The organism is Chloracidobacterium sp. (assembly GCA_025057975.1).
Lineage (GTDB): Bacteria > Acidobacteriota > Blastocatellia > Chloracidobacteriales > Chloracidobacteriaceae > Chloracidobacterium.
The window spans coordinates 67964-89343 of the sequence record JANWUV010000010.1 but is presented as its reverse complement, the minus strand read 5'-3'; the positions used below and the strand labels follow the sequence as shown (position 1 = coordinate 89343).

Sequence of the window (21380 nt, the reverse complement as noted above, 5' to 3'; positions counted from 1 at the left end):
TTTCTTCGCCTTGGGGACGCACGCCATGTCAAATGCATTCAGTGGCAATCTGGCGCAACTCAAACTCATGGATGTCCTCCGTCTACTCCACGCCAGCAATCGAACCGGCGTCTTGGAGTTGGTTCATGACGACGGACGGCAGGGTGAAGTGTACTTCGACAACGGGCAAATCGTACACGCCGTCTACGAGGATGCCGTTGGAGAAGACGCCGTATACGGATTGTTCTCTTGGGGCAGCGGTAAGTTCAGCTTCACGGCGACGGACACGCCGACCGATGAGCGGACAACCTACCTCCAGACGGAAGAGATTTTGCTGGAGTGCGTCACCTATGCGACGGAATGGGAAAGCGTCCGCCGGGTCGTGCCATCCGCCCGCGCGGTATTTCGGCTTTCCTCCCGCTCGATGAAGGAATTTTCCTTGCGCGCGGAAGATTGGTCGGTCATCCAAAACCTCGACGGTGTTCGTACCGTCGGCGAAATCGGCGACATTACGCAGCTCAATGAACTAATGGCCTCGAAGGTCATTGTTCGCCTGTATGACTTGGGCTTGGTGGAGTACGTTGGCGAGCGTCAGGAGGAAGATACGGTGGTGGACGCCGTGTCGGAAGACATTCTCCACCAGACGGAACGAGAGCTGACGCGCGCCATCGGGCCGATGGCCCCGATTGTCCTTGAGGACTGCGCCGAGGCGCTTGGCTTCAAACTGCGGCAACTACCCAAGGATATGATGCCGTCGCTGGCCGAGCGCCTGGCTGAAGAAATTCCAGACAACGAACGGCGGGTCAAGTTTCAAGAGGCGATGCTGGAGATTATGCAACACCTATACGCCTGATTCGTGGTTCGGCGAAGCGGCGGCGCGTCGCAAATTCCTGCCACCTGACGCTGTCCTAACCCCATGAGCTTCGAATCGGCCAAGAAGCTCCGTTAGGATGGACACGAAGATGTACGTTGCGATTCATCAGACATCCTTTTGCTTTCCCCCATGAAACTTAACATTCGGAACAAGCTCGCCATTTTTGCGGCGCTGTTGATTTTTGCGCCATTGGCTTTGTCGGCGTTGGCGTTTGTCGTCATTGTCAGCGGCACGATTGACGGCAATGCGCGGCGCGACATTGAGAAAGACGCCCGTTTGGCCGACCGGATTCTTCGTTCACGGCAACAAGCTCTGCGTGAAGTGGCGCAGGCGACAGCGCAGACCGTCGCGGCAGAAAATTTGATTGACTCGGCGGCTCCGCCGACCGGCGCTTCTAGCGCCTCCGGCAATCCAACCCAAGTTGCGCAGCAGAGTCAGGCCGGCGGGCAGCAGAAGCTGCTTCAACTCATCCGGCAGCGCGTCGAGTCCTCCGGCGTGGACTTTATCGCCATCCTCAACACCAAGGGGCAAGTGCTGGTGCGCAATGCCGGCGGCGGCGAGGCTTCCTTCGGCGACAACCCCTTGTTCATCAAAGCCAAAAACGCCGCTGAAAGTAATCAGCCGGACGCCCTGCTACGCGCTCAGGTCGCCGGGGCTGTCAATGAGCCGCCCGACCTGCTCAAAAGCTTTGGGCTTGCGGAGCAATTCAATCGGAATCCGGCGTCGCCGGTTGGGTTGACAATTGAAGCCATGGCGCCGGTGGTCTCCGGCAACCGGGCGCTGGGCTATGTCGTCGTTGGACAACTCATCAACAATGCTCCGCAGGATGAGAATCGTCCGTTGACGGCATTGACGCGCGAAGTCAAGCAAACGCTCTACCGCGACTTACAAGACGTTGCTGTGGCGTTGGTTTTGGCGAAGGACAGAAAGGTGATTTCGTCCAGCGACCCACGCGCCTTGGGCGTCGCCCTCCAAAGCGAACTGGCCGCCGATAAACCCACAGCCGTCAACAACAATCTGCTGGGCGGCGCCTACAAAACGGCGTTTGCGCCAATCAAAGCGCCGGATGACGTGACCATCCTTGGGTACGTTGGGGTCGGCGTCCGCGAGAGCTACTTCAGTCAGGTTTTTAACACCACCCTGCTGATTATCGCTGTGGTCACTGGCATATCGCTGGTGTTGGGTATCGGCGTGGCGTTTGTTTTGTCGCAGCGTCTCACGCAGCCCATCTTGAAACTCACCGAAGCCGCCAACCGCATCAGCCTTGGCGAATTAGACGAACCCATCGCCGTCAACACAGGCGATGAAATCGGTGAGCTTGGCGAATCGCTTGAACGGATGCGCATCAGCTTGAAGCAGGCCATCGAACGGCTACGCAGCCGCCGGTAAGACGAAAACGATGAAAATCCATGAATATCAAGCCAAACGTTTATTAGCGAAGTTCGGCGTTCCAGTGCCGCGCCATCATGTCGCCCTCAACCCGATGGACGCCTGTATGGCGGCCGAGGCGCTGGGAACATTTCCGGTCGTTTTGAAAGCGCAGATTCATGCCGGCGGACGCGGCAAGGGCGGCGGTGTCAAGCTGGCGCATTCCCTTGAAGAAGTTGAGTCCATTGCTCTGCGTATGCTGGGCCACAAGCTGGTGACGCCTCAGACCGGCCCTGAAGGACGAACGGTTCACCGGCTCATCGTTGAAGAAGGTCTCCACATTGACCGCGAGCTATACCTCAGCTTGTTGATCGACCGCACCGCCGCTTCGCCCCTCATCATGGCGAGCCAAGCGGGCGGCATGGAAATTGAGGAAGTGGCGGCGGAAACACCGGAAAAAATTTTGCGCGAGGTGATTGATCCGGCGCTGGGCTTGCAGCCCTATCAGGCGCGCAAAATCGCTTTTGGGTTGGGCTTTACCGGTGCGCAGGCGGCCCGGGTGGTGAAGATTCTACTGGCGCTTTACCGAGCGTTTGTCGAAAGCGACGCTTCGCTGATCGAAATCAATCCGTTTCTGTTGACGAAGGAAGGGGACTTCTACGCGCTTGACGCCAAGGTGATACTGGATGACAACGCGCTGTATCGGCATCCCGACTATGTGGAACTGCGCGACACCCGCGAAGAAGACCCACTGGAGACTGAAGCGTCCAAGTATGACCTCAACTACGTCAAGTTGGACGGCACGATTGGCTGCATGGTCAACGGTGCGGGGTTGGCGATGGCGACTATGGACATCATCAAGCTGGCTGGTGGGAATCCGGCCAACTTTCTGGATGTCGGCGGCGGCGCGTCGCAGGAGCGGGTTGAGCAAGCGTTTCGCATCCTACTCTCTGATCCGAACGTACGAGCGGTGCTCATCAACATCTTTGGGGGCATTGTCCGGTGCGATATGGTGGCGGCGGGCGTGATCGCCGCCGCACGCAACCTTGGCGCCAAGTTGCCGATTGTGGTGCGTTTGGAAGGGACAAACGTTGAACAAGGACGCGCCCTGTTGGAAAGCTCCGGGTTGAACTTCACCACCGCCGACGGGATGAAGGATGCGGCGGAAAAGGTGGTCAAGCTTGCCGCGTAACCGTATCGCCTTTTGAGACACGAAAGCGGGGCTACGCTGCTGGCGTAGCTTTTCATGGATGGCTGCATGACCGCCCTCCACCCCAACGAACCGGTCAGTTTGGTGTTGACAGCTGGTGGGGCGCGCGGCGTCGCGCACGTCGGCGTCCTTGAAGCCTTGGTCAACCACGGTTTCCACATTCAGGAGATTGTCGGTTCGAGCGTCGGCGCGTTGATTGCAGCTTACTACGCTGGCGTCGGTTTATCGCTGGACGAGATGCGGACGCTAGGGCTAGGACTGTCGTCGCGGCATTTGTTGGCTTGGGCGGCGGCGCGGCGCGCGCCGCGCTTTGCACAAGCCTACTTCCGTCGCCGAGCCGGAATCGTCCCGGCATACCTTGAGCGCCTTGAGCGGACTTCCCCACGACAACTGCACCACGGTGTTGAACGAATCGGCTTGCTGGCCTTTGATGCGGCTTCGGGACGCGACATGCTGTTCCACAGCGAGATGCCTGATTTTCCCCTAGCCGACGCCATGCGCGGCGCTGTGGCGATTCCGTTAGTCTATCCGCCCCGGACGCTGCGCTACGGCGGGCGGACACTGCGACTTCGCGACGCCGGCGGTCGAAACCGGCTGCCGATTGAGTACCTATTTGAAGCGCCCTTTGCGCCGCGTCAGATCATTGTCAGCGACATCGCCAATCGCCTGACGCACCGCCGGGAAAACGCCGCCAAAGTCGCCGTCTTTCGCGCTCGGTATCCGCACATTCCAATCTACATTGTCACTCCCGACGCGCTTGGACGCGGAATGCTGCTGTATCGGCAATCCGACTTGGCGGCTCTCGTAGCTTCAGGCCGCGCCGTGACGGAGGCCCTGCTTCGGTCGGTCATGCCGGCGGGGGCGCAGGCTTGAGGCACGACGGCTTGACGCTCAGCACCGTCTCACTGAGCGGCGGCGCGTCAAGCGTCCAGCAGCCGGTGATGTCGCGCCAAGCGTTGACACCGGACAGTGCGCAGGCTGGCGTGCCCTGCCCCGGAAAGACCGTGTCGCCTACAAGCCAGAAGTTTGGTAGTCCTACATCACGCGCCCCGATGCCAAAAAGGTTGCTGTTCCAGAGCGTTGTCCGCAGACCGCCGACCATCCCGCGCGCGCGGCCCGTGTAGCGCGCAAACGTCACCGGCGTCCCTGGCAACACGCATTCAATACCGTCGCGGATGTTAGGAAAAACGCGCTCAACCGCCGTCAACAGACGTTCCGCAAGCGCCGTACGTCGGGCGGCGTAGGTTTCAGGGGCGGCGCTCCACCACTCGTCAACCTCGGTATGTGTTGAGACATTGAGCGTCCGGCGGCCTGGCGGCGCGCTCGCTCGGTCGTCGGGCTCGCTCAGGCTCAAGAACGCACTGTTGCCGTCCTTGAATGGCTCGTCGTAGCGCAAAAGCACTTGGTGATTGAGCGGCGCATCGTCGGGAATGACCTCCGCCCGCACCCCCAAGTAGAGGGTGAACGCGCCCCAGCCCGTTCCGGCTTTTGCCAGCGGACGCGCCAGCCGCGCCGACAGGTCCGCCGCAACTAATCCCGGCAGATTCCAGATTGGTAGGTTAGCAATAATGCGCGGCGCACAAACGGTTAGACCACGGTCAGTTTCAACAACATAGCCGCCCCTGCGCTGCGGCGTGATGCGCGTTACACGCTGGCGCAGTTTCAACACGCCGCCCAACGCTCGAAACGCTTCCACATGCGCCTTGATGAACGCCTTCATGCCGCCGCGCGCACGCCGAATACCGTGCCGGTAAATGTCCAGTCCAGCTGCGCCGTTGAGAAACGGCGCGCGGTCGGCGGTTTCCTGCGCGGTGATCAGCAGCAGTCCGTCTAGAAACGCCCGCAGCGGCGCGTTGTCCCACAACCGATACCGCTGCAAAACATCGCCGACGGTTGAAAAAAGATAGGGCGTGATGCCTAAAAAACCGGGGGAAACAAGGCGTAGGTTCGCCGCCAAGTCGCGCCAACTGCGCAACGGGAGCGCCGGCAACTTCGCCGTCGCCGTCCACATGGCGTCCGCCGTACGGTCAACCAGTTGCCAGAAAGCGCGCAACCGTTCGGCTTCGGCAGCGTCGCGGGCGAAACGTTCGACGCGCTCGCGCGTCCACGCCGTCTGATCGTGGTCAATGTTCACCGTCCGGTCGGGTAGGTGGACCGGGACGCGCCGAATCAGCGTGCTTTCAGGCGGGGATACGCCCAACCGCGCTAGCACCTGCGTATGCAAGCCGCCAGCATCCAACCCCATCAAGACGGTCGCTCCGGCGTCGAAAGTGTAACCTTTGTGGGAAAAATAACCGGCGCAGCCGCCCGCTTTGTCATGCGCTTCAAGCAGCAGCGTGCGGTAGCCGTCGCGTTGCAGCAGCGCGGCCGCCGTTAGACCCGCCACACCGGCGCCGACAACCACTACATCAAAGACCGATTCTGAAACGGCTTCCGCGACGTTTTGAGGACGCATACCGTGACTATACGAGGCGGTTTCATCACGCGGAAGGGGTGTGCGCCGGATTGGTCGCCGGACGCCGCAGCGCCGCAATGACCTGCGCCTGCACGGCGGGATCGCCGCCGAAACCGTAAAACCATTCAGCTGTTGGTTCGCGTCGCCACCATGAAAGCTGCCGTTTAGCGTAGCGCCGCGTGTCGATTTTCATTTGTTCAACAGCCGACTCATAGGAGCGTTCACCCCGCAAATATTCAATAAACCGCCGGTAGCCATGCGCTTGAAACGCCTCGGCGTCCGGTGGGACGCCCGCCGCCAGCAAGTCACGGATTTCATCAAGCAGTCCAGCGGCAACCATGGCTTCGACGCGCGCATTGATACGGGCGTAAAGCGCCGCGCGCGGTGGCGATAGGACAATAATCCGCATCCGCGCCGCAAAAGCCGGCGGCGGCGGCAGCGCGCGTTGACGTTCGGAGAGGGGTTGTTTGGATTGAAAGAACACTTCGAGCGCACGCATCGTCCGCGACCAGTCGTTGGGACGCAAGCGCGCAGCCGTCGCCGGATCAAGTCGCGTCAGCATCCGGTGCAGCCAAGGTGCGCCATGCCGGTCGCGGATGGCCTTGAGTCGTGCGCGCAGGCGTAAATCGGTCGGGGCGTCCTCGGTGAACAGGCGACCGCGCAAGGCGTCGAGATACAGTCCCGTCCCCCCGACGAAAACAGCCATCCGACCGCGCGCCTCAATCTCCAACAAACAGGCCGCCGCTTCACGGGCGTACCGGCCGGCGGTGTAGTGTTCGGTCGGCGACGCGACATCAATCAGGTGGTGTGGAACTTCGGCGCGGATGGACGGCGGAACCTTCGCCGTGGCGACGTTGAGGCCGCGGTACACCTGAATGGAGTCCAAGTTGATGATTTCACCGTCCAGCGCGCGGGCAATCGCTACGCCGAGATCACTTTTCCCAGAACAGGTCGGGCCGACAACAACTGGGATGACACGCTCCGTCATCCGCGCCAACGGCGCACGTCGCTGCGCCGAACCTCAGCAATTTCGTTGTCAAAGCTACGTCGGCGTTCGCCACGCTGCTCATCCACCTCACTGACTCCGGTTGCCCGCCGGAGCAACCGGACGGCGCGGTCACGGGTTTTCTTGATTTCCCGCCGACCGTCCTCCCATTGGATTTCAATCGCCCCCTCTGGGCCGGGCGTCACAATCCGCACGACTTCGCCATACTGCATCCCACGCCCGGCGGCAAAGGATACTTCGTCGCCAACCTGATATTCGAAATGACGTCGGTCACCCTGAGCCATGGTACAGTTCCTTTCAACAACCTTTGGAAACTCACTCACCCTGACGGCTTCCAAGCCAAACGTTCCACAGCCGATTGTAGCGCAACACCGACGATCCAACCTTGTCGGCGTACGGTCGGCGGGCTATAGTTTTTCAGTCCTTTGCGGAGGGTTGGCAGAACGGCTAATGCACCGGTCTTGAAAACCGGCGTCCGAAAGGACATGTGGGTTCGAATCCCATGCCCTCCGCCACTCTTTTCACCGCCAATGCAGCCGCCGCCAGATCCAGAAAATGATGCGGCTTTGCGTACGCGGATGCTAACAGCCGCCGGCTTGGCCCTAAGCCTGCCAATGACGCTGGTTGGGTCGTTTTTTGTGGGTTATTGGCTTGACCGGTGGCTGCAAACCGCGCCGCTATGGTTTACATTGCTCGGTTTAGCCGGGCTGATTAGCGGCGGGCGATTGCTCTATCGCCTGTGGTTACAGTTTCGCTAGCGCCTTCCGCGATATGAGACAAGCCGCTTTTGTAGAGCGGCGTCAAGCGTTTGGCGTGCAGCCGGGTTCCGCCGCTTTATGAAGCCATGACAGCGGGCGTTCCGCACAAAAAACGCCCTGAACTGCGCCGTGCAAACAAGGAGTTACCAGAGCAACGCATGAAACGTAGCGCAGCGTGATGGCGGCGCATACCGGCACTGCCTATCCTGTATCGCCCCCTTTGCGAAAAGGGCGGCACACTTCGTCCTGGTAGACGCAGCGAAGCGTCACCTAAACCATCGCCACAGCAGCCATAGCAAGGTGAGCAAGCTGACCAGCGCGACGGCGACTAGTATCGCGTCGAGCCACCGCTCCTGCCGCGCCGCACGCGCGCGCGCTTCTGCGTACGGAATCCGCGTAAACGACACCATCGTGTACAGCGGCAGAAAGCGGTCGCCCAACACACGGGAGAGCGCGTACTCTAACCGCCGCCGCAGCAAGAACCACGGGGACGCCACTTTAGCGCGCATCTCAAGGTAGTTTTCGTACGCCAACTCAGCCAGCGCGTCTGTGTTGATTTTGCGCCGCTGTTGATAGTCGAGAAACGCCGCCTGTGTATCGCCGTTGTGCCGCCGGAGACACTCATCGAGGATGAAGCAATCTTCAAATGAGGCGTTCATCCCCTGACCGTAAAATGGAACGACGGCATGCGCCGCGTCCCCCACCAAGACGACCCGCCCAGCGTACTGCCACGGAAAACACCGAATCGTCACCATCGAACCGGTCGGGTTGTGTTTGAAATCCTCCAGCAAGGTCGGCATCAGCGGCGTGACGTCAGGGAAATGCCGATCAAAGAACCGGCGAACGGCGTCATCGTCGGTCAGTTGCGCGAAGCTTTCCGCGCCTTCGTAAGCGAGAAACAACGTGCAGGTAAACGACCCATCCAGATTCGGCAGGGCAATGAGCATAAAGTCCTGCCGCGGCCAGATGTGGAGGTAGTTTTTGGCAAGCGCGTGCGAACCGTCAGGCAATGCCGGAATCGTCAATTCCTTGTAGCCGTGCGGTAAAAACGTCTGCGCGTAGTCGTAGCGTTCAGTACGCTGAAGCGCCTGACGCACAGCCGAGAACGCCCCGTCCGCGCCAATGACAGTTTGCGGACGAACTTGGCGTACGGTTCGTGTCTGTGCGTCTTCAATGTCTAGCGTCATAGTCGCCAAGTTCAGCCCGACGCAGCGCGTCGCAAAATGAATCTCTAGGTTCGGCCAAGCGGCTGTCGCGTCGAGCAAGGCGCAGGTTAGTCGGTGGCGGGAGATGGAAAAAATCGTTTCTTCAGGCGTACGCCCGTAGGGCTGGAAGGTCAATTCTCCCGTTGGGCTGTGGATCATCCGCCCACGCATAGGAATTGCCAGCGGGCGGATCACTGCGGCCAGTCCGACGGCCTCCAAGGCATGCAGACCGCGCGTGGAGAGCGCCAGATTGATGGAGCGTCCACGCGGCACAGGCGACGTACGCAGGTCAGGGTTCCGCTCATACAGAGTAACGCGGTACCCTTGTCGCGCTAGGTACAAAGCCGCCAGTGTCCCGGCTGGTCCCGCTCCGCAAACCGTAAAGCTCCGTGCAAGCATGAGGTCGTTTGGCATGGCGCGCTCCGGTTTCGATGCGGGCGTTTGACAACACCGGCATAGTTTTCCAACAATCCGTATGTTAGCTAAGCTGATGGCCCTTCAGCACGCCAACGGCGGTCTGGTCGAGCGGATGACGGCGCACCACAATGAAGCAATGTCCAGCCTGCGGGCGAGAATATGACGAGGATGTGACCTTTTGCCCGGTTGACGGCAACGGCCTCATACCGACGCTCATTGACGGCAAGTATCGCATTGAGAAAAAAATCGGCGAGGGCGGCATGGGGCAGGTCTACCGCGCCGTTCACGTCGAGATTGGGACGCCTTTTGCCGTCAAAGTCCTGCACGCTCAATTCGGCGAGGACGAAAAGGCCGTGGCGCGCTTCCGCCGCGAAGCGCAGGCGGCGGCCCAGATTCGCCATCCAAACGCCGTCAGCGTCACTGACTTCGGCGTGACGAAGGACTCCAACTTGGTGTACTTCGTCATGGAGTACCTCGAAGGGATGTCGCTAGGCGATTGGCTGCGGGAACACCGCCAGTTGCCGTATGAAGACATTCACTTCATTTACTCTGGTGTCTGCTCGGCGCTGCACGCTGCCCACAGCAAGGGCATCGTTCACCGGGATGTCAAGCCGGACAACATCTTTCTGTTGCTTGACGAAGAGAAAAACATCAAGGGTGTCAAGGTGCTTGACTTTGGCATCGCTAAGCTCAAACGCCAAGACAAGAACACCTTGACGGCTTCTGGGACAGTCGTTGGGACGCCTGACTACATGTCGCCGGAGCAGTGTCAGGGCCTTGAGCTTGATGCTCGGTCGGACATTTACAGCCTAGGCGTCATCCTTTACGAACTGTTCACCGGCAAAGTCCCGTTTCAAAACAGCAATTCCATGGCGACACTGCTCGCCCACGTTTCACAAGCGCCGCCGCCGCCAATTGAGGTCAATCCGGCGATACCGCTGTCCATTAATCACTTGATCTTGCGGACGCTGGCGAAAAACCCCAACGATCGGCCAGCAACAGCGCTGCATCTGCTAGAAGAGCTTGACCAAGCCCTGCGGGAAGCAGGAGTCCCATTGGCGACCAATCCCCTTCCCAACTGGTACAAAACACAGCGACGAGCGGAGCGCAGTGTCACCGGTGACGAGCAGCTGCCAACCACCAAGTCCCGCGAAGAACCCCTCCTAACCAACCGGACGTTGGCGTTGTCAACGACAGAGACACTGGCCGACCGACCCACGCAAGCGCGCCAGCATTCACTTGGAACGAGCCGCCATGGGAGAGCTGATTCTGGGGGCGAGACCAGAGCCTACGTGACGGTGGATAAAGCAGCTGCGCCGACGTCCAAGAATCGGCTGCCACTTGTTGCGGGGGTTGGGTTGGCCATCATCCTGATTACCGGTGGTGGGTGGTACATATCTCGGCGGGCGTTCCAGCGTGCAGCCGCTACGAAGACGCCGGCCACTGTGACCGTCCCCCAGACGCCAACGCCGCCGCCCGGCATGGTGTACATTCCCGGCGGCGTGTTCATTATGGGCAACAACGCCAGCCCGGATGACTTCGAGAAACCAGAGCATGAACGGCAGGTGGCGCCGTTCTTTATGGACAAGACGGAAGTCACCAATGAGCAGTACGCCAAATTTGTTCAGGAAACGGGGCATCCGCCGCCGCTGAACTGGAAGGGGCAAAAAACCTTTCCGCCGGGAACCGCCAAGCTGCCGGTGGCGGAAGTCAGCTGGGACGACGCGCAGGCGTTCGCCAAGTGGGCCGGTAAGCGGTTGCCAACCGAAGTCGAATGGGAGTATGCCGCGCGTGGAACTGATCGCCGCCTCTATCCGTGGGGCAACGAGTTCGACCCGTCGAAGCTCAACGCGGGGCGCGACATTAGCCGAATCAAGGACCAACGTCGCCAGGTCGGTAGCTTCAATGGCGAAAGCCCCTTTGGACTGCTGGATATGGCCGGGAATGTCTCGGAGTGGACCGACAGCGGTTATGACCTCTATCCCGGCAGCCAAGCGGTCATTAAACCGGAGTTCCAATCGCTCAAGATTATCCGCGGCGGCTGCTTCGCCGACGACGCGCGCCGAACCATGGTGACGCGCCGGCTGATGAACGAACGAACGTTCCGTGATCTTTCAACCGGCTTCCGCTGCGCTAAGGACGCGCCACCTGCGGCAACGCCGTCGCCGTAGCCGCCAACCGACGGCAGCGCCTTGGCTTACTCCGGCTTCCCGTTGCCCGCCGGAGCCGCGTCTGGGATGACTGCCTTAGCGTACGGCGCGAGGGGAATAATCTCCGCCCGCCGTCGGGCTGTTTCCAGCCACTGTTGTTGTTCACGCGCCGCCCGTTCCCGCGACAAGATTTCCACAATCAATGCCCGTTGTTCGTCGTTGGGCGTTTCCGGCGCAACTGTGCCTGCCGCCGCCAACGCGGGACGCACCTTGGTTGCGTAGTACGTCAGTACGTCATCGTCTGTGACCAGGACAAAAGTCTGGAATCGAAAGTTGATGTATTTCTCAACCTGCAGTCGTTCACGGATGATCCGGTCAAAGTTCTCCGCATCCAACCCGACGGATTCCAAACGCTCCCGAAAGACGGCTTCCGAGGCGAATTGCTTGATGAGACGTTGTTTGGCGGCGGCGACTTCATCCGCCGTCAGCGTCGCCGGAGGGAAGCGGGCTGCCTCCTGCGACAACAACAGCAGGTCTATTTTCGCCGTCAGCACGCGCCGCAGGTCCTGTTCCGAGATGGACGCGAGGTTGACGCCGGGATCAAACGCCAGCAACCAGATGAGATCGCTCTGGGTAATCACGTCGCCGTTGACCGTCGCCACAAGGCGGTCGGTGAGCGTTCCCCGTGCGGCGACGGTCGGCGGCGATTGCCCGAAGATATCCGGCGCGCATGCCCCCCAAAGCACCAAACTCAAGGCGAAGCCGACCAGCCCGTGCGTGACGATTCGCCGTCCACTTGGGCGCGACCGGCTCAAACGCCCGACTGTGGTTGCCACCGTCTGCTCATGGGGTTTCAACTGGCGTCTCAACAATGTCTGCGCCAATCGCCTGCAATTTGCCGATCAAGTCGGCGTAACCGCGTTGGACAAATTCCGTACCGTAGATTCGGCTTTCACCTGTCGCCATTAGCGCCGCCATCACATAAGCGAACCCGGCGCGCAGGTCTGGGATATGAAGCCGACCGCCGCGCAAGGGCGTCGGCCCGGCAATCAAGGCGCTGTGCAGGTGATTCTTATTCGTAAAGCGACATTCCCGGCTGCCGAGGCAGTCGTTGGTGAGTTGGATGTGCGCGCCCATTGAAACCAACGCCTCAACGTAGCCGAAACGACTTTCATAAACCGTTTCGTGAACGACCGAAATACCTTCGGACTGCGTTAGCAGCACTACGAACGGCGGCTGCCAGTCCGTCATAAAACCAGGATGGACATCAGTTTCCAGATTGACCGGGCGCAGGCGTCCCTGACGGTAAAACCGAATGCCGTTGGGATAAACGTCAAATTCGCCGCCTACTTTGCGCAGCCAGTCGAGAAACGTCACCATATCGCGCTGTACCGCGCCTTCAACAAAGACCTCTCCACCAGTGGCGACAGCGCAGGCAGCGAATGAGGCTGCCTCAATGCGGTCGTTCATGACCTCATATTCAACCGCACGGAACCGCGACGTGCCCTCAACGATCCACGTTCGGTTCACGTCCTGATAGACGACGGCGCCCATAGCCTGCAGCAGGCCGGCCAAGTTTAGAATTTCCGGCTCAATGGCGGCGTTGCGGATGACGGTTCGGCCGCGCGCGCCGACGGCTGCCATCAGCAGGTTTTCTGTCGCTCCAACGCTGGGGTATTCGAGCGTGATGATGTTGCCCTGAAGCTGGTCGGCGTAAAACCGATAGGCTGTCCGAGAGACTTCTTCTACGGTGACGCCTAACTGCCGCAAGCCGGCAATGTGGTAGTTGATCGGCCGCGGCCCAATCGAGCATCCCCCGATGGTCGTTAACTCCGCCCGGCCAAGGCGGTGCAGCAGCGGCGATACAAACAGAATCGGCGTTCGAGTTGAGCCACTGTACTTGAGTGGGATGACGGGATTGCTGACCCGCCGGGCATCAACGGCGACTGTCGTCTCATCGCGCCAGACATAGCTTGCGCCAAGTTCTTCGCACAGTTTGAGCGTGATTTCGACATCCGTAATGCGCGGCACGTTGTACAGCGTTGTCACACCCTCGGCAATAAGTGCCGCAACAATCATTTTGAGCGCGGCGTTTTTCGCGCCGGAGACGCGCACCGTGCCATGCAAGGGTCGGCCACCTACGATGTCGTAACGGGTCGGCATAAACGACTTCCGTTTTTGAGTGCTTTACGGCCTTTTCGAAAAGTGATGTACACCGGCCGCCAATGGTGGCGTAAATTGTCAATCAGACGCAACTGACTTGGTACAGGCGGCGGACGCCAGCGGCCTGTACGGTTCTTGTTCCTTGACGTGGTCTGGGCGATAATTAGGCGCATTCGCACGTCCGAAAAAATGGCTTTGAAAGCGCACCGAGGCCGCTTCAGAGCGGGGAGGTGGTCATGGTCAAAACCCAAGTCAGCGGCATTATGAACTACCACGACGCCGCGCTCGCTCTGGACGCTGGAGCGGATGCGTTGGCTTTCGATCTCAACCCACGTAGTGAGTATCACATTGCACCAGCGGCCGTACGTGAGATTGCCGACCGGCTGCCGCCCTTCGTTCCGATCATTGGCGTTTTTCACAATGAGTTCAATTTCGAGGCGTTGCGCTCGATGGTCGAGGCGGCCAAGGTTTCCGTCATTCAACTTGACGGCAACGAAAGCGCCGATTATTGCCGCCAACTTGGTGCGTGGCGTTTGGTCAAGAAGTTGCGCGTCGGCGAGGACTTTGACGTGACGCGGGTCAAAACCTACCCCGTCGCGGCTGTGCTTCTCGAGGGCGAATCAACGGAAGGACAGGGCGGGCGGCTTTTTGACTGGCGTTTGGCGGCGGCAGCCAAACAATATGCTCGGGTTATTTTGTCTGGCGGTTTGACGAGCGAAAACGTCGCTGCCGCCATCCGCACGGTCAAACCCTACGCTGTCAACGTGCGTGAAGGCGTTGAGTCCACGCCGGGCCGCAAAGACCGCATCAAGTTGCAGACCTTCATGCTCGAAGTCGAACGAGGCAAACAGGAGGCGGCCAAATCCACGACGGGACGCCTGCCGCGCCTTGTCTAGGCGATTTTTTGCAGGTTTCGAGCTGCTGCTTTGTCTCCCTGCTTAGGCGACTTGACAACAGCGCGGCTGATGACTATACGCATTAGTTGCTTCGCTGTAGCGCTTTGGGTGGGCGCTAGCGCACAATATGCGGATGTGGCGGAATTGGCAGACGCGCATGGCTCAGGACCATGTGGGCTTCGGCCCTTGAAGGTTCAAGTCCTTTCATCCGCACCACCATGCACCCGTAGCTCAGTTGGATAGAGCGTCTGACTACGAATCAGAAGGTCATAGGTTCGAATCCTGTCGGGTGCACCACCCACCTTCTTCCACCAAAGTTTCCATTCTAGGGCGGGGGCGGCAACGCCTCCGTTCCGTGTTTTTGTGCCTTCTCCGCGAAGTAGCAGCCCGTAGGCCTCCTCTTTGCGTTTGGTCGGCACGCATTGCATAGTGCGGCGTCTGATCTCCGAAAGTGAAAAAAATGGAAATCGGTTATGCACGTTGTCTTCATCTTGACGCTTTCGCCGGTGTCAGCGGCGACATGATCATCGGCGCACTGCTTGACGCCGGCGCGTCGTTTGAAACATTGTGCGCTGATCTGCACAAGCTCCGACTTGACGGATACAGGTTGGAGCTGCGGCGCGTCCGGCGGGCTGGGATTGACTGCGCCAAGTTTGACGTTCATCTCACGGACGCTGATCATCACCACCATCAGGCGCACGCGGCCGACGACCATCACCACCACGGGCGTGGTCTGGGCGAGATCACGGACATCATCGCGGCGGCTCCATTGAGTGAGCGCGTCAAAACACAGGCCGTCGCCGTCTTCCGGCGACTGGCCGAAGTTGAAGGGCGCGTCCACGGAATTGCCCCCGAAGCGGTTCACTTTCACGAAGTCGGCGCGGTGGACGCCATCATTGATGTCGTCGGCGCATGTCTGTGCCTTGAACAGCTCGGCGTCGAGCGCCTAACGTCATCCCCCCTGCGGGTCGGCTTTGGGCTGGTTGCGTGCGCGCACGGACGTTACCCGATTCCGGCACCCGGTACGGCGGAACTGCTCAAAGGCGTTCCCTTTTACGCAGGTGACATCGAGGGCGAATTCACGACGCCCACCGGCGCGGCGCTTGTCACCACGCTCTGCGAAGCCTATGCGCGCACGCCGGATTTCACCGTGACGCACACCGGCTATGGAGCGGGAACGCGCGACATTTTCGGTTTTCCCAATGCGCTGCGTGTGTTTCTCGGCACGGCGTCCAAGGCGGCTGCTTCGCCGAATGGGGGCGCGCTTGCCGATGAAACCATCGCCATCCTCGAAGCCAACTTAGACGACCAAGCGCCGCACCAGCTGGGCTACGTGATGGAACGGCTCTTGGCGGACGGCGCGCTCGATGTGTTCTTTACCCCGATCCAGATGAAAAAACAGCGCCCGGCTGTGACGCTGACTGTCCTCTGCCGCCCGGAAGATGAGTCGCGCTTGGCTACCCTCGTCTTTCGAGAAACCACGACACTCGGTGTTCGGCGGCGACTGTCCAACCGCTACACGTTGCCCCGGCGGGAAGTTCGCGTCACAACCAAGGACGGCATGGTGCGCCTCAAGGTCGCCGCGCTACCCGACGGGACGGAAACCGCAACGCCCGAATATGATGACTGCCGGGCGCTGGCGGCGACGACAAACAAACCTTTGCGGGTGGTTTACGCCGAAGCTCTGCAAGCGTACGAAAAGCAACGAAGCGGGAATGCAGAATAAGCACAACTCCGCGTGCAAGCCGCTGGTTCTGTGATGGGAGAAGTCTCGGCGTCCCGTGTGCTGGGCGGCGGGTTGATGCGCTTGGGGTGATGTTTCACGAAATGGGTACACGTACGCTATGGATCAAACTCTGGAAGCCGCTCTGTGGAAGATGATGCGGACGCTGTTTAAGGCGCATCCGTGGCATGGCGTCTCAATCGGCGAACACTCGCCCGTCCAAGTCACGGCCTACATCGAAATCGTGCCGACCGACGCCGTCAAGTACGAACTGGACAAGACGACCGGACATTTGAAAGTTGACCGCCCACAGAAGTATTCCAACCACTGCCCGACGCTGTACGGTTTGATTCCACAAACCTACTGCGGTGCGCGGGTAGGCGCGTTTTGTGCAGAACGGACGGGACGCGCGGCCCTAATCGGCGACGGAGATCCACTTGACATCTGCGTGCTGACAGAGAAGCCGATTCACCACAGCGACATTCTCGTGCAGGCTGTCCCAATTGGCGGTCTGCGGATGATTGACGGCAATGAAGCCGACGACAAAATCATCGCCGTCCTGCGCGGCGACGAGGTGTACGGCGCATGGCGCGACATCAGCGAATGTCCGCCAAACCTGGTCGAGCGCCTGCGGCACTACTTTTTGACCTACAAGGAAATTCCGGGAGCGACCGAGCGCCGGACGGAAATTACCCACGTCTATGACGCGGCGGAAGCCCACCATGTCATCCGGTTGAGTCGGGAAGACTATCTGGAGGCGTACGGCGAGTTTGAAACGCTGCTCAATCGGGCGCTGGGGACAGCGGCCGGCGCACAGGCTATGCACGCCTAACGTTCAGCCCAACGTGCACGGCCTCGGTCCTGGCTTGCCGATGTACTACTGAGTGGCGTAAGTCAGCATAATGTTGGTCCGTTTGGTTTCGCTGTTGGGGTTGATCGTCAGCGTCACCAGTTCACCAGACTTACGACGGGCGCTGATGGAGCGGGCTTCGCCCGAAGCGACGGTCGTCGGCGTGAAACCGTTATTCTTGAGCTGCTTTTCGTAGAACTGTACAACGGCGGCGGGCGCATCCCCCGTCGTCATTATGATCCGGCCGGCGACTTTGCCGTCGCGGTCAGCTTTTATGTTCGTTGTAACCTCTGCGCCAGCGTATAGCGCCACCCACGACGGCAAATCCTCCGGCTTGGCTTCCTTGACATTCGGCTGGAGCTTCTGAGGCTCTTTAGCGAGTTCTTTGGCACGCGCTTGCTCGCGTTCAGCTAATTGCTTGTAAAACGCTTCCATCGAGACGGTTTCGGTCTTGCCAGTTTTTTTGTCGCGGAAGGTGATGGTTTTCTTCTTCTTGTCGGTGGACAGGATTTGGAAGTCGGGATCATTGTCCGGCGCAGCCGCATCAGCTGGCGACGGCGTGGTGTTGGTGGTCGTCGTGGCTGGCGCAGCTGGCTGGTTGTCTGACTTGGGTGGTTCCTTGGTTTTGCATCCGGCAAGCATAAACGCCAGCACGCTGAAACCGGCCATCAGTAGGCTACGTCGCAGGTCGGATTGAAGCACAGAATGATGTAAAGCAGTCAAAAACAACACGATAGCTGGTCCTTTCTAAAAAAGGGTATAAGAGCATAAGATTTTTCAACCAAGGTCTCTGGCGTAAGGAAGCAACGCATGATAGGTCGGCGGAAAAGCGCCTCCTGACACGGCAGGCGACAGATACCCAAAGTTAGTTAGTACTATGACTCGTGCTTCCCAAGCCCAGACTTTTGTGGGGGCGAGTATGATGCAAATGTCGGGTTTGGGCAATGCCGCCGTTCACCCTTCTACATTGGACGTGTGCGCGATGGGCACGATGCTCCTGCGGCGCGTTGTTTTACCGCCGGCCGCACGACCGTACAGCGCCAGCGCCTTCGCCCGTTGACGGCTATGATCCACAATGGGTGCAGGGTAATCGTCTCCAATCACACACCGGAAGGCACGCTGTACGTCCGGCGGCATCCGAGACGGCTCGTGAATCCAGCGATCCGGCACGGTGCGGAGTTCGGGAACGTAGCGGCGGATGTACGCCCCAGTCGGATCGAATTTTTTCCCCTGCGCCGTCGGGTTGAAAATGCGAAAGTACGGCTGGGCGTCTGTCCCTGTCGAGGCGGCCCACTGCCACCCTCCGTTGTTGGCGGCTAGGTCCCCGTCCACCAGATGCTGCATAAAGTGGCACTCACCCCACCGCCAGTCAATGAGCAAATCTTTCGTCAGAAACGAGGCGACAATCATCCGTGCGCGGTTGTGCATCCAGCCTGTCGTCAGCAACTGCCGCATCGCGGCGTCCACAATTGGGAAGCCTGTGCGCCCAGTGCGCCAGCGGTCAAACCACTCCTCGTTGTTTTCCCAATCGAGTTCGCCATAGTCTCGCTTGAACGCGCCGGTCTCAACATAAGGAAAGTGGAAGAGAATCTGCCGGTAAAAATCGCGCCAGATGAGTTCGGCAATCCAAACCTCCGCACCGGCTGCGCCTTGAGGAAAAGCGTCGCGCGCCGCCCAGTAGGCGCGGCGCGGTGAAAGACAGCCAAAACGCAAATAAGGCGACAGCCCGGATGTACCGTTCGCCGCCAACTGGTCACGTTCTGCTGCGTAGCGGTGCAGGCTTGTATGGATGAACTCCCTCAACCGCGTTTGCGCCGCTCCTTCGCCGCCTGGCGGTAAGGTGACTGTAGTTGTAAAACCGAGTTCTACAAGCGTTGGGAGCGGCAATCCGCCGATGTCGGCCGGCGTCTTGAGGATGGCTGGAGCCGGGCGCGGACGCGGAATGGTTTGGTTCAGGACAGCGTTTTTGTACGGCGTAAACACGGTGTAGGGCGCTCCGGCCTTAGTTTTGATGGCGTTTGGCGCGGTCAAGCCACCGTCTTCAAAGCCTTCCACCGCGCACAGCCCTGCCAGTCGGGCCTTGACCCGCGCATCCCGCGCCAGTGCAAATGGTTCAACGTCTTGGTTGAAGTAAACGGCGACGGCCCCAGTTTCCACAACCAGCCGCGCCAGTTCGTCCTCCGGCCGACCGCGCCGGATAATCAGCCTCCCGCCGCGCGCACGCAGATCGGCGTCAAGCGCACGCAGGCTGTCCAGCAGGAACGCAACGCGGTTAGCCCCGGTGTCGGGACGACGCAGGATGGCGTCGTCAAAAATGAAAACGGGAACAACAGCGTCGGTTGCAGCGTAAGCGGCAAGCAAAGCCGTGTTATCGTCAAGACGCAGGTCGCGCCGAAACCAATGAATGATGCGTTTCGTCATGGCCCTCAGTTGAAAGGCCGTCACGTTGACGCAGATTGCCGATCCTGTGCCGTAACTTGCAAAACACTGGTTTTGAACCCCGCGGAGACACCTACAGGAGCGATTTATTTGGCATGGCTGATGTTGGCGCACCAAATGAAACGCCTTTCAGTGAGACCGCCGCGCCCGTAACTTCAACAGTTTGGCGACGCCTGACGGGAGTTTTTTTCTCACCCGGCATCGTGTTTGCGACGCTTCGTCACAAACCAGATTTCCTTGCGCCAATGCTGGCGCTGGCGATTTTGACAGCCGGTTTCTCGCTCTTTTTCAGCTTTTGGGTCAAAGCCGATCCCAGAGAAATTGCCCGGCGCGGGTTCGAGCGCCAACTCGAACTTCAAGGCAAGCGTTGGACCGATCTGTCTAACGCTGAACAGCGCCAATTTGAGCAAGGCATTGAGTTGGGTGCCGGCTTTCAGCGTTTTGCGCCGGCGCTAGGTGTCGTTTTCGGCGTTGTGTATACGCTGGCGCTGGCCGGGCTACACTATATCGGGGTACTGTTGATGCGTGGGCAGGCTGGTTTCAAACAGGTTCTGTCGGTGACGGCCTACGCTCTCTACGCTACAGAGGGCGTCAAATACGTCTTGAACATCGTGGTTGTTTTCCTGCGTCCGCCGGAGATTGAACAAATTCTCAGAGCGCGCGGGAGTTTTGTGATCAGCAACCCGGCTCCGCTGCTCCCGGAATCGCTGCCGGCGTGGGTGTTGGCAGCCGTCAGTTGGCTGGACGCCTTCTCCGTATGGTTTATCGCGTTGATGGCGATTGGGCTGGCGGCCGTCGCTTACAGGAAAACCCCAAAGCAAATGGTTGTGATTCCCATCAGTCTGTGGCTGCTTGGTGCTTTAGGATCGGTCGTTTTTGCGCTTGTGACCGGCACGAAGTAAACGGCTTGCCGCCAACCGTTGCGCCGGTTACGATTGCTTGCTCAAGCGTGGGACTTTAGCTCAACGGTTAGAGCAGCGGACTCATAATCCGTTGGTTGTAGGTTCGAATCCTACAAGTCCCACCATACTGCTTCATATGGCATCGCTCTGGGACAAAACGCTGCTAGGCGATACCGGTCTTCAGGTCAGCCGCATTGGTCTTGGGTCAAGTTATGGGATTGGCGCGCGTGAAGTTGAGGCCGCCTACGAACGCGGCATCAACTACCTCTACTGGGGTTCCATCCAGCGCCCGGATTTCGGCAAGGCCATTCGCCGGTTGGCGGCGCGCAACCGGGAACGGCTGGTGATTGTCGTCCAGACCTACACCCGCGTTGGCTTTTTGATGAAGCCAGCGTTGGAGTCCGCCCTGCGCGAGCTTGATACAGACTACACCGACATCCTGCTTCTGGGGTGGTGGAACGACATGCCCCCGCGCCGTATTCTTGACGCAGCAGTGCGCCTCAAGCAGACCGGGCGGGCGCGTTTCATCATGATTTCGTGCCACGAACGGAAAATGTTCAAGGCCTTCATCGGCGAGCCGGTCTTCGATGCGATTATGGTGCGCTACAACGCGGCGCATCCGGGGGCTGAAACGGAGGTTTTCCCTCACTTGCGCCACCGGCGCGTCGGCGTCGTCGCCTACACGGCGACGCGGTGGGGATCACTGCTCAATCCGCGCTTGACACCCAACGGTGAACGAACGCCAAGCGCCGCCGATTGCTATCGCTTTGTCCTTACCAATCCGCACGTAGATGTCTGTCTGGCCGGACCAAAAGACGCCGAGGAGCTTGAAGCCGCCTTCGCCGCCCTTGACCGCGGGCCGATGTCGGCCGACGAACTGGCTTGGATGAAGCGTGTCGGCGCAGCGGTGCGCGAACACCACCGGCAACCTTGGTTGGCGCGTCTCGTCGCCGACCTGCGTCCTTGAGAGACGGCAGTCGCCACT

At 59.7% G+C, this 21380-nt stretch carries 19 protein-coding genes and 4 tRNA genes; 15 read left to right on the top strand and 8 right to left on the bottom strand.

Going from position 1 to position 21380, the window contains the following annotated elements; genetic code table 11:
- The first annotated feature begins 25 nt into the window (after window positions 1–25).
- From NZ585_10295 to NZ585_10280, 4 genes are all read left to right on the top strand, one after another.
- Entirely contained in the window at window positions 26–832 is an 807-nt protein-coding gene (locus NZ585_10295) for a DUF4388 domain-containing protein (GenBank protein MCS7080421.1), read from the top strand.
- A gap of 150 nt (window positions 833–982) precedes the next feature.
- Complete coding sequence (locus tag NZ585_10290) at window positions 983–2242, top strand: HAMP domain-containing protein (GenBank protein MCS7080420.1); 1260 nt, start codon at window positions 983–985, stop codon at window positions 2240–2242.
- 10 nt (window positions 2243–2252) lie between these two features.
- Window positions 2253–3413, top strand: coding sequence for an ADP-forming succinate--CoA ligase subunit beta (gene sucC / locus NZ585_10285; GenBank protein ID MCS7080419.1), 1161 nt, complete (start codon window positions 2253–2255; stop codon window positions 3411–3413).
- Window positions 3414–3479: 66 nt separating this feature from the next.
- Window positions 3480–4304 (top strand): patatin-like phospholipase family protein, encoded by an 825-nt coding sequence (locus NZ585_10280; protein MCS7080418.1) that lies wholly within the window; start codon window positions 3480–3482, stop codon window positions 4302–4304.
- On the opposite strand, the gene NZ585_10275 is transcribed toward NZ585_10280, so the two are convergent.
- From NZ585_10275 to NZ585_10265, 3 genes are read right to left on the bottom strand one after another with little or no spacing between them, the layout of a single operon-like run.
- Window positions 4279–5886, bottom strand: a complete 1608-nt coding sequence (locus NZ585_10275) for an NAD(P)/FAD-dependent oxidoreductase (protein ID MCS7080417.1) — start codon at window positions 5884–5886, stop codon at window positions 4279–4281. The two genes, NZ585_10280 and NZ585_10275, sit on opposite strands and share 26 nt — an antisense overlap.
- A 25-nt stretch (window positions 5887–5911) precedes the next feature.
- On the bottom strand, window positions 5912–6874 hold the full coding sequence (gene miaA / locus NZ585_10270) for a tRNA (adenosine(37)-N6)-dimethylallyltransferase MiaA (protein ID MCS7080416.1): 963 nt from the start codon (window positions 6872–6874) through the stop codon (window positions 5912–5914).
- Window positions 6871–7176: a hypothetical protein gene (locus NZ585_10265; protein MCS7080415.1), complete on the bottom strand. Its 306-nt coding sequence runs from the start codon at window positions 7174–7176 to the stop codon at window positions 6871–6873. The genes miaA and NZ585_10265 overlap by 4 nt, the downstream gene beginning before the upstream one ends.
- 145 nt (window positions 7177–7321) lie before the next feature.
- Between NZ585_10265 and NZ585_10260 the strand changes: the two genes are divergently transcribed.
- Both NZ585_10260 and NZ585_10255 read left to right on the top strand, forming a co-directional pair.
- A tRNA-Ser gene (locus tag NZ585_10260) sits at window positions 7322–7407 on the top strand.
- A gap of 15 nt (window positions 7408–7422) precedes the next feature.
- The gene (locus NZ585_10255; protein MCS7080414.1) at window positions 7423–7650 is read left to right on the top strand and encodes an AtpZ/AtpI family protein; all 228 of its coding nucleotides are present in this window, start codon (window positions 7423–7425) and stop codon (window positions 7648–7650) included.
- Between the two features lie 266 nt (window positions 7651–7916).
- On the opposite strand, the gene NZ585_10250 is transcribed toward NZ585_10255, so the two are convergent.
- A complete protein-coding gene (locus NZ585_10250; GenBank protein ID MCS7080413.1) occupies window positions 7917–9269 on the bottom strand; it encodes an FAD-dependent monooxygenase in 1353 nt (450 codons plus the stop codon).
- Window positions 9270–9400: 131 nt separating this feature from the next.
- Between NZ585_10250 and NZ585_10245 the strand changes: the two genes are divergently transcribed.
- A complete protein-coding gene (locus NZ585_10245; protein ID MCS7080412.1) occupies window positions 9401–11443 on the top strand; it encodes a bifunctional serine/threonine-protein kinase/formylglycine-generating enzyme family protein in 2043 nt (680 codons plus the stop codon).
- A gap of 26 nt (window positions 11444–11469) precedes the next feature.
- Here the strand turns inward: NZ585_10245 and NZ585_10240 are convergent, their stop codons facing one another.
- Together NZ585_10240 and murA are read right to left on the bottom strand one after the other, a co-directional pair.
- Window positions 11470–12258, bottom strand: coding sequence for a SurA N-terminal domain-containing protein (locus NZ585_10240; GenBank protein ID MCS7080411.1), 789 nt, complete (start codon window positions 12256–12258; stop codon window positions 11470–11472).
- 7 nt (window positions 12259–12265) lie between these two features.
- Window positions 12266–13585 carry a UDP-N-acetylglucosamine 1-carboxyvinyltransferase gene (gene murA / locus NZ585_10235; protein MCS7080410.1) on the bottom strand — a complete coding sequence of 440 codons (1320 nt, stop codon included), beginning with the start codon at window positions 13583–13585 and terminating at the stop codon, window positions 12266–12268.
- A 236-nt stretch (window positions 13586–13821) separates the two neighbouring features.
- Between murA and NZ585_10230 the strand changes: the two genes are divergently transcribed.
- From NZ585_10230 to NZ585_10210, 5 genes are all read left to right on the top strand, one after another.
- Window positions 13822–14481 (top strand): phosphoribosylanthranilate isomerase, encoded by a 660-nt coding sequence (locus tag NZ585_10230; protein MCS7080409.1) that lies wholly within the window; start codon window positions 13822–13824, stop codon window positions 14479–14481.
- A gap of 129 nt (window positions 14482–14610) precedes the next feature.
- A tRNA-Leu gene (locus NZ585_10225) sits at window positions 14611–14697 on the top strand.
- Window positions 14698–14701: 4 nt separating this feature from the next.
- A tRNA-Arg gene (locus tag NZ585_10220) sits at window positions 14702–14778 on the top strand.
- A 163-nt stretch (window positions 14779–14941) separates the two neighbouring features.
- The gene (gene larC / locus NZ585_10215) at window positions 14942–16207 is read left to right on the top strand and encodes a nickel pincer cofactor biosynthesis protein LarC (protein MCS7080408.1); all 1266 of its coding nucleotides are present in this window, start codon (window positions 14942–14944) and stop codon (window positions 16205–16207) included.
- A 118-nt stretch (window positions 16208–16325) separates the two neighbouring features.
- Window positions 16326–17036, top strand: a complete 711-nt coding sequence (locus NZ585_10210) for an inorganic pyrophosphatase (GenBank protein ID MCS7080407.1) — start codon at window positions 16326–16328, stop codon at window positions 17034–17036.
- A 45-nt stretch (window positions 17037–17081) separates the two neighbouring features.
- Here NZ585_10210 and NZ585_10205 read toward each other — a convergent pair whose 3' ends face one another.
- Together NZ585_10205 and NZ585_10200 are read right to left on the bottom strand one after the other, a co-directional pair.
- The gene (locus NZ585_10205; protein MCS7080406.1) at window positions 17082–17756 is read right to left on the bottom strand and encodes a hypothetical protein; all 675 of its coding nucleotides are present in this window, start codon (window positions 17754–17756) and stop codon (window positions 17082–17084) included.
- 252 nt (window positions 17757–18008) lie between these two features.
- Window positions 18009–19475, bottom strand: coding sequence for a DNA photolyase family protein (locus NZ585_10200; GenBank protein MCS7080405.1), 1467 nt, complete (start codon window positions 19473–19475; stop codon window positions 18009–18011).
- Window positions 19476–19588: 113 nt separating this feature from the next.
- On the opposite strand from NZ585_10200, the gene NZ585_10195 reads away from it, so the two are divergent.
- The 3 genes from NZ585_10195 (at window position 19589) to NZ585_10185 (ending at window position 21362) form a co-directional block, all read left to right on the top strand.
- The gene (locus NZ585_10195) at window positions 19589–20395 is read left to right on the top strand and encodes a YIP1 family protein (protein MCS7080404.1); all 807 of its coding nucleotides are present in this window, start codon (window positions 19589–19591) and stop codon (window positions 20393–20395) included.
- A 49-nt stretch (window positions 20396–20444) separates the two neighbouring features.
- A tRNA-Ile gene (locus NZ585_10190) sits at window positions 20445–20520 on the top strand.
- Window positions 20521–20531: 11 nt separating this feature from the next.
- A complete protein-coding gene (locus NZ585_10185; GenBank protein MCS7080403.1) occupies window positions 20532–21362 on the top strand; it encodes an aldo/keto reductase in 831 nt (276 codons plus the stop codon).
- Window positions 21363–21380 lie beyond the last annotated feature (18 nt).

Coding starts and splice junctions, on each gene's coding strand:
- NZ585_10280 (MCS7080418.1), top strand. CDS start 3,480: ATGACCGCCCTCCACCCCAACGAACCGGTCAGTTTGGTGTTGACAGCT.
- NZ585_10265 (MCS7080415.1), bottom strand. CDS start 7,176: ATGGCTCAGGGTGACCGACGTCATTTCGAATATCAGGTTGGCGACGAA.
- NZ585_10210 (MCS7080407.1), top strand. CDS start 16,326: ATGGATCAAACTCTGGAAGCCGCTCTGTGGAAGATGATGCGGACGCTG.
- NZ585_10185 (MCS7080403.1), top strand. CDS start 20,532: ATGGCATCGCTCTGGGACAAAACGCTGCTAGGCGATACCGGTCTTCAG.
- miaA (MCS7080416.1), bottom strand. CDS start 6,874: ATGACGGAGCGTGTCATCCCAGTTGTTGTCGGCCCGACCTGTTCTGGG.
- larC (MCS7080408.1), top strand. CDS start 14,942: ATGGAAATCGGTTATGCACGTTGTCTTCATCTTGACGCTTTCGCCGGT.
- murA (MCS7080410.1), bottom strand. CDS start 13,585: ATGCCGACCCGTTACGACATCGTAGGTGGCCGACCCTTGCATGGCACG.
- NZ585_10275 (MCS7080417.1), bottom strand. CDS start 5,886: ATGCGTCCTCAAAACGTCGCGGAAGCCGTTTCAGAATCGGTCTTTGAT.
- NZ585_10295 (MCS7080421.1), top strand. CDS start 26: ATGTCAAATGCATTCAGTGGCAATCTGGCGCAACTCAAACTCATGGAT.
- NZ585_10290 (MCS7080420.1), top strand. CDS start 983: ATGAAACTTAACATTCGGAACAAGCTCGCCATTTTTGCGGCGCTGTTG.
- NZ585_10230 (MCS7080409.1), top strand. CDS start 13,822: ATGGTCAAAACCCAAGTCAGCGGCATTATGAACTACCACGACGCCGCG.
- NZ585_10195 (MCS7080404.1), top strand. CDS start 19,589: ATGGCTGATGTTGGCGCACCAAATGAAACGCCTTTCAGTGAGACCGCC.
- NZ585_10200 (MCS7080405.1), bottom strand. CDS start 19,475: ATGACGAAACGCATCATTCATTGGTTTCGGCGCGACCTGCGTCTTGAC.
- NZ585_10250 (MCS7080413.1), bottom strand. CDS start 9,269: ATGCCAAACGACCTCATGCTTGCACGGAGCTTTACGGTTTGCGGAGCG.
- NZ585_10255 (MCS7080414.1), top strand. CDS start 7,423: ATGCAGCCGCCGCCAGATCCAGAAAATGATGCGGCTTTGCGTACGCGG.
- NZ585_10245 (MCS7080412.1), top strand. CDS start 9,401: ATGAAGCAATGTCCAGCCTGCGGGCGAGAATATGACGAGGATGTGACC.
- sucC (MCS7080419.1), top strand. CDS start 2,253: ATGAAAATCCATGAATATCAAGCCAAACGTTTATTAGCGAAGTTCGGC.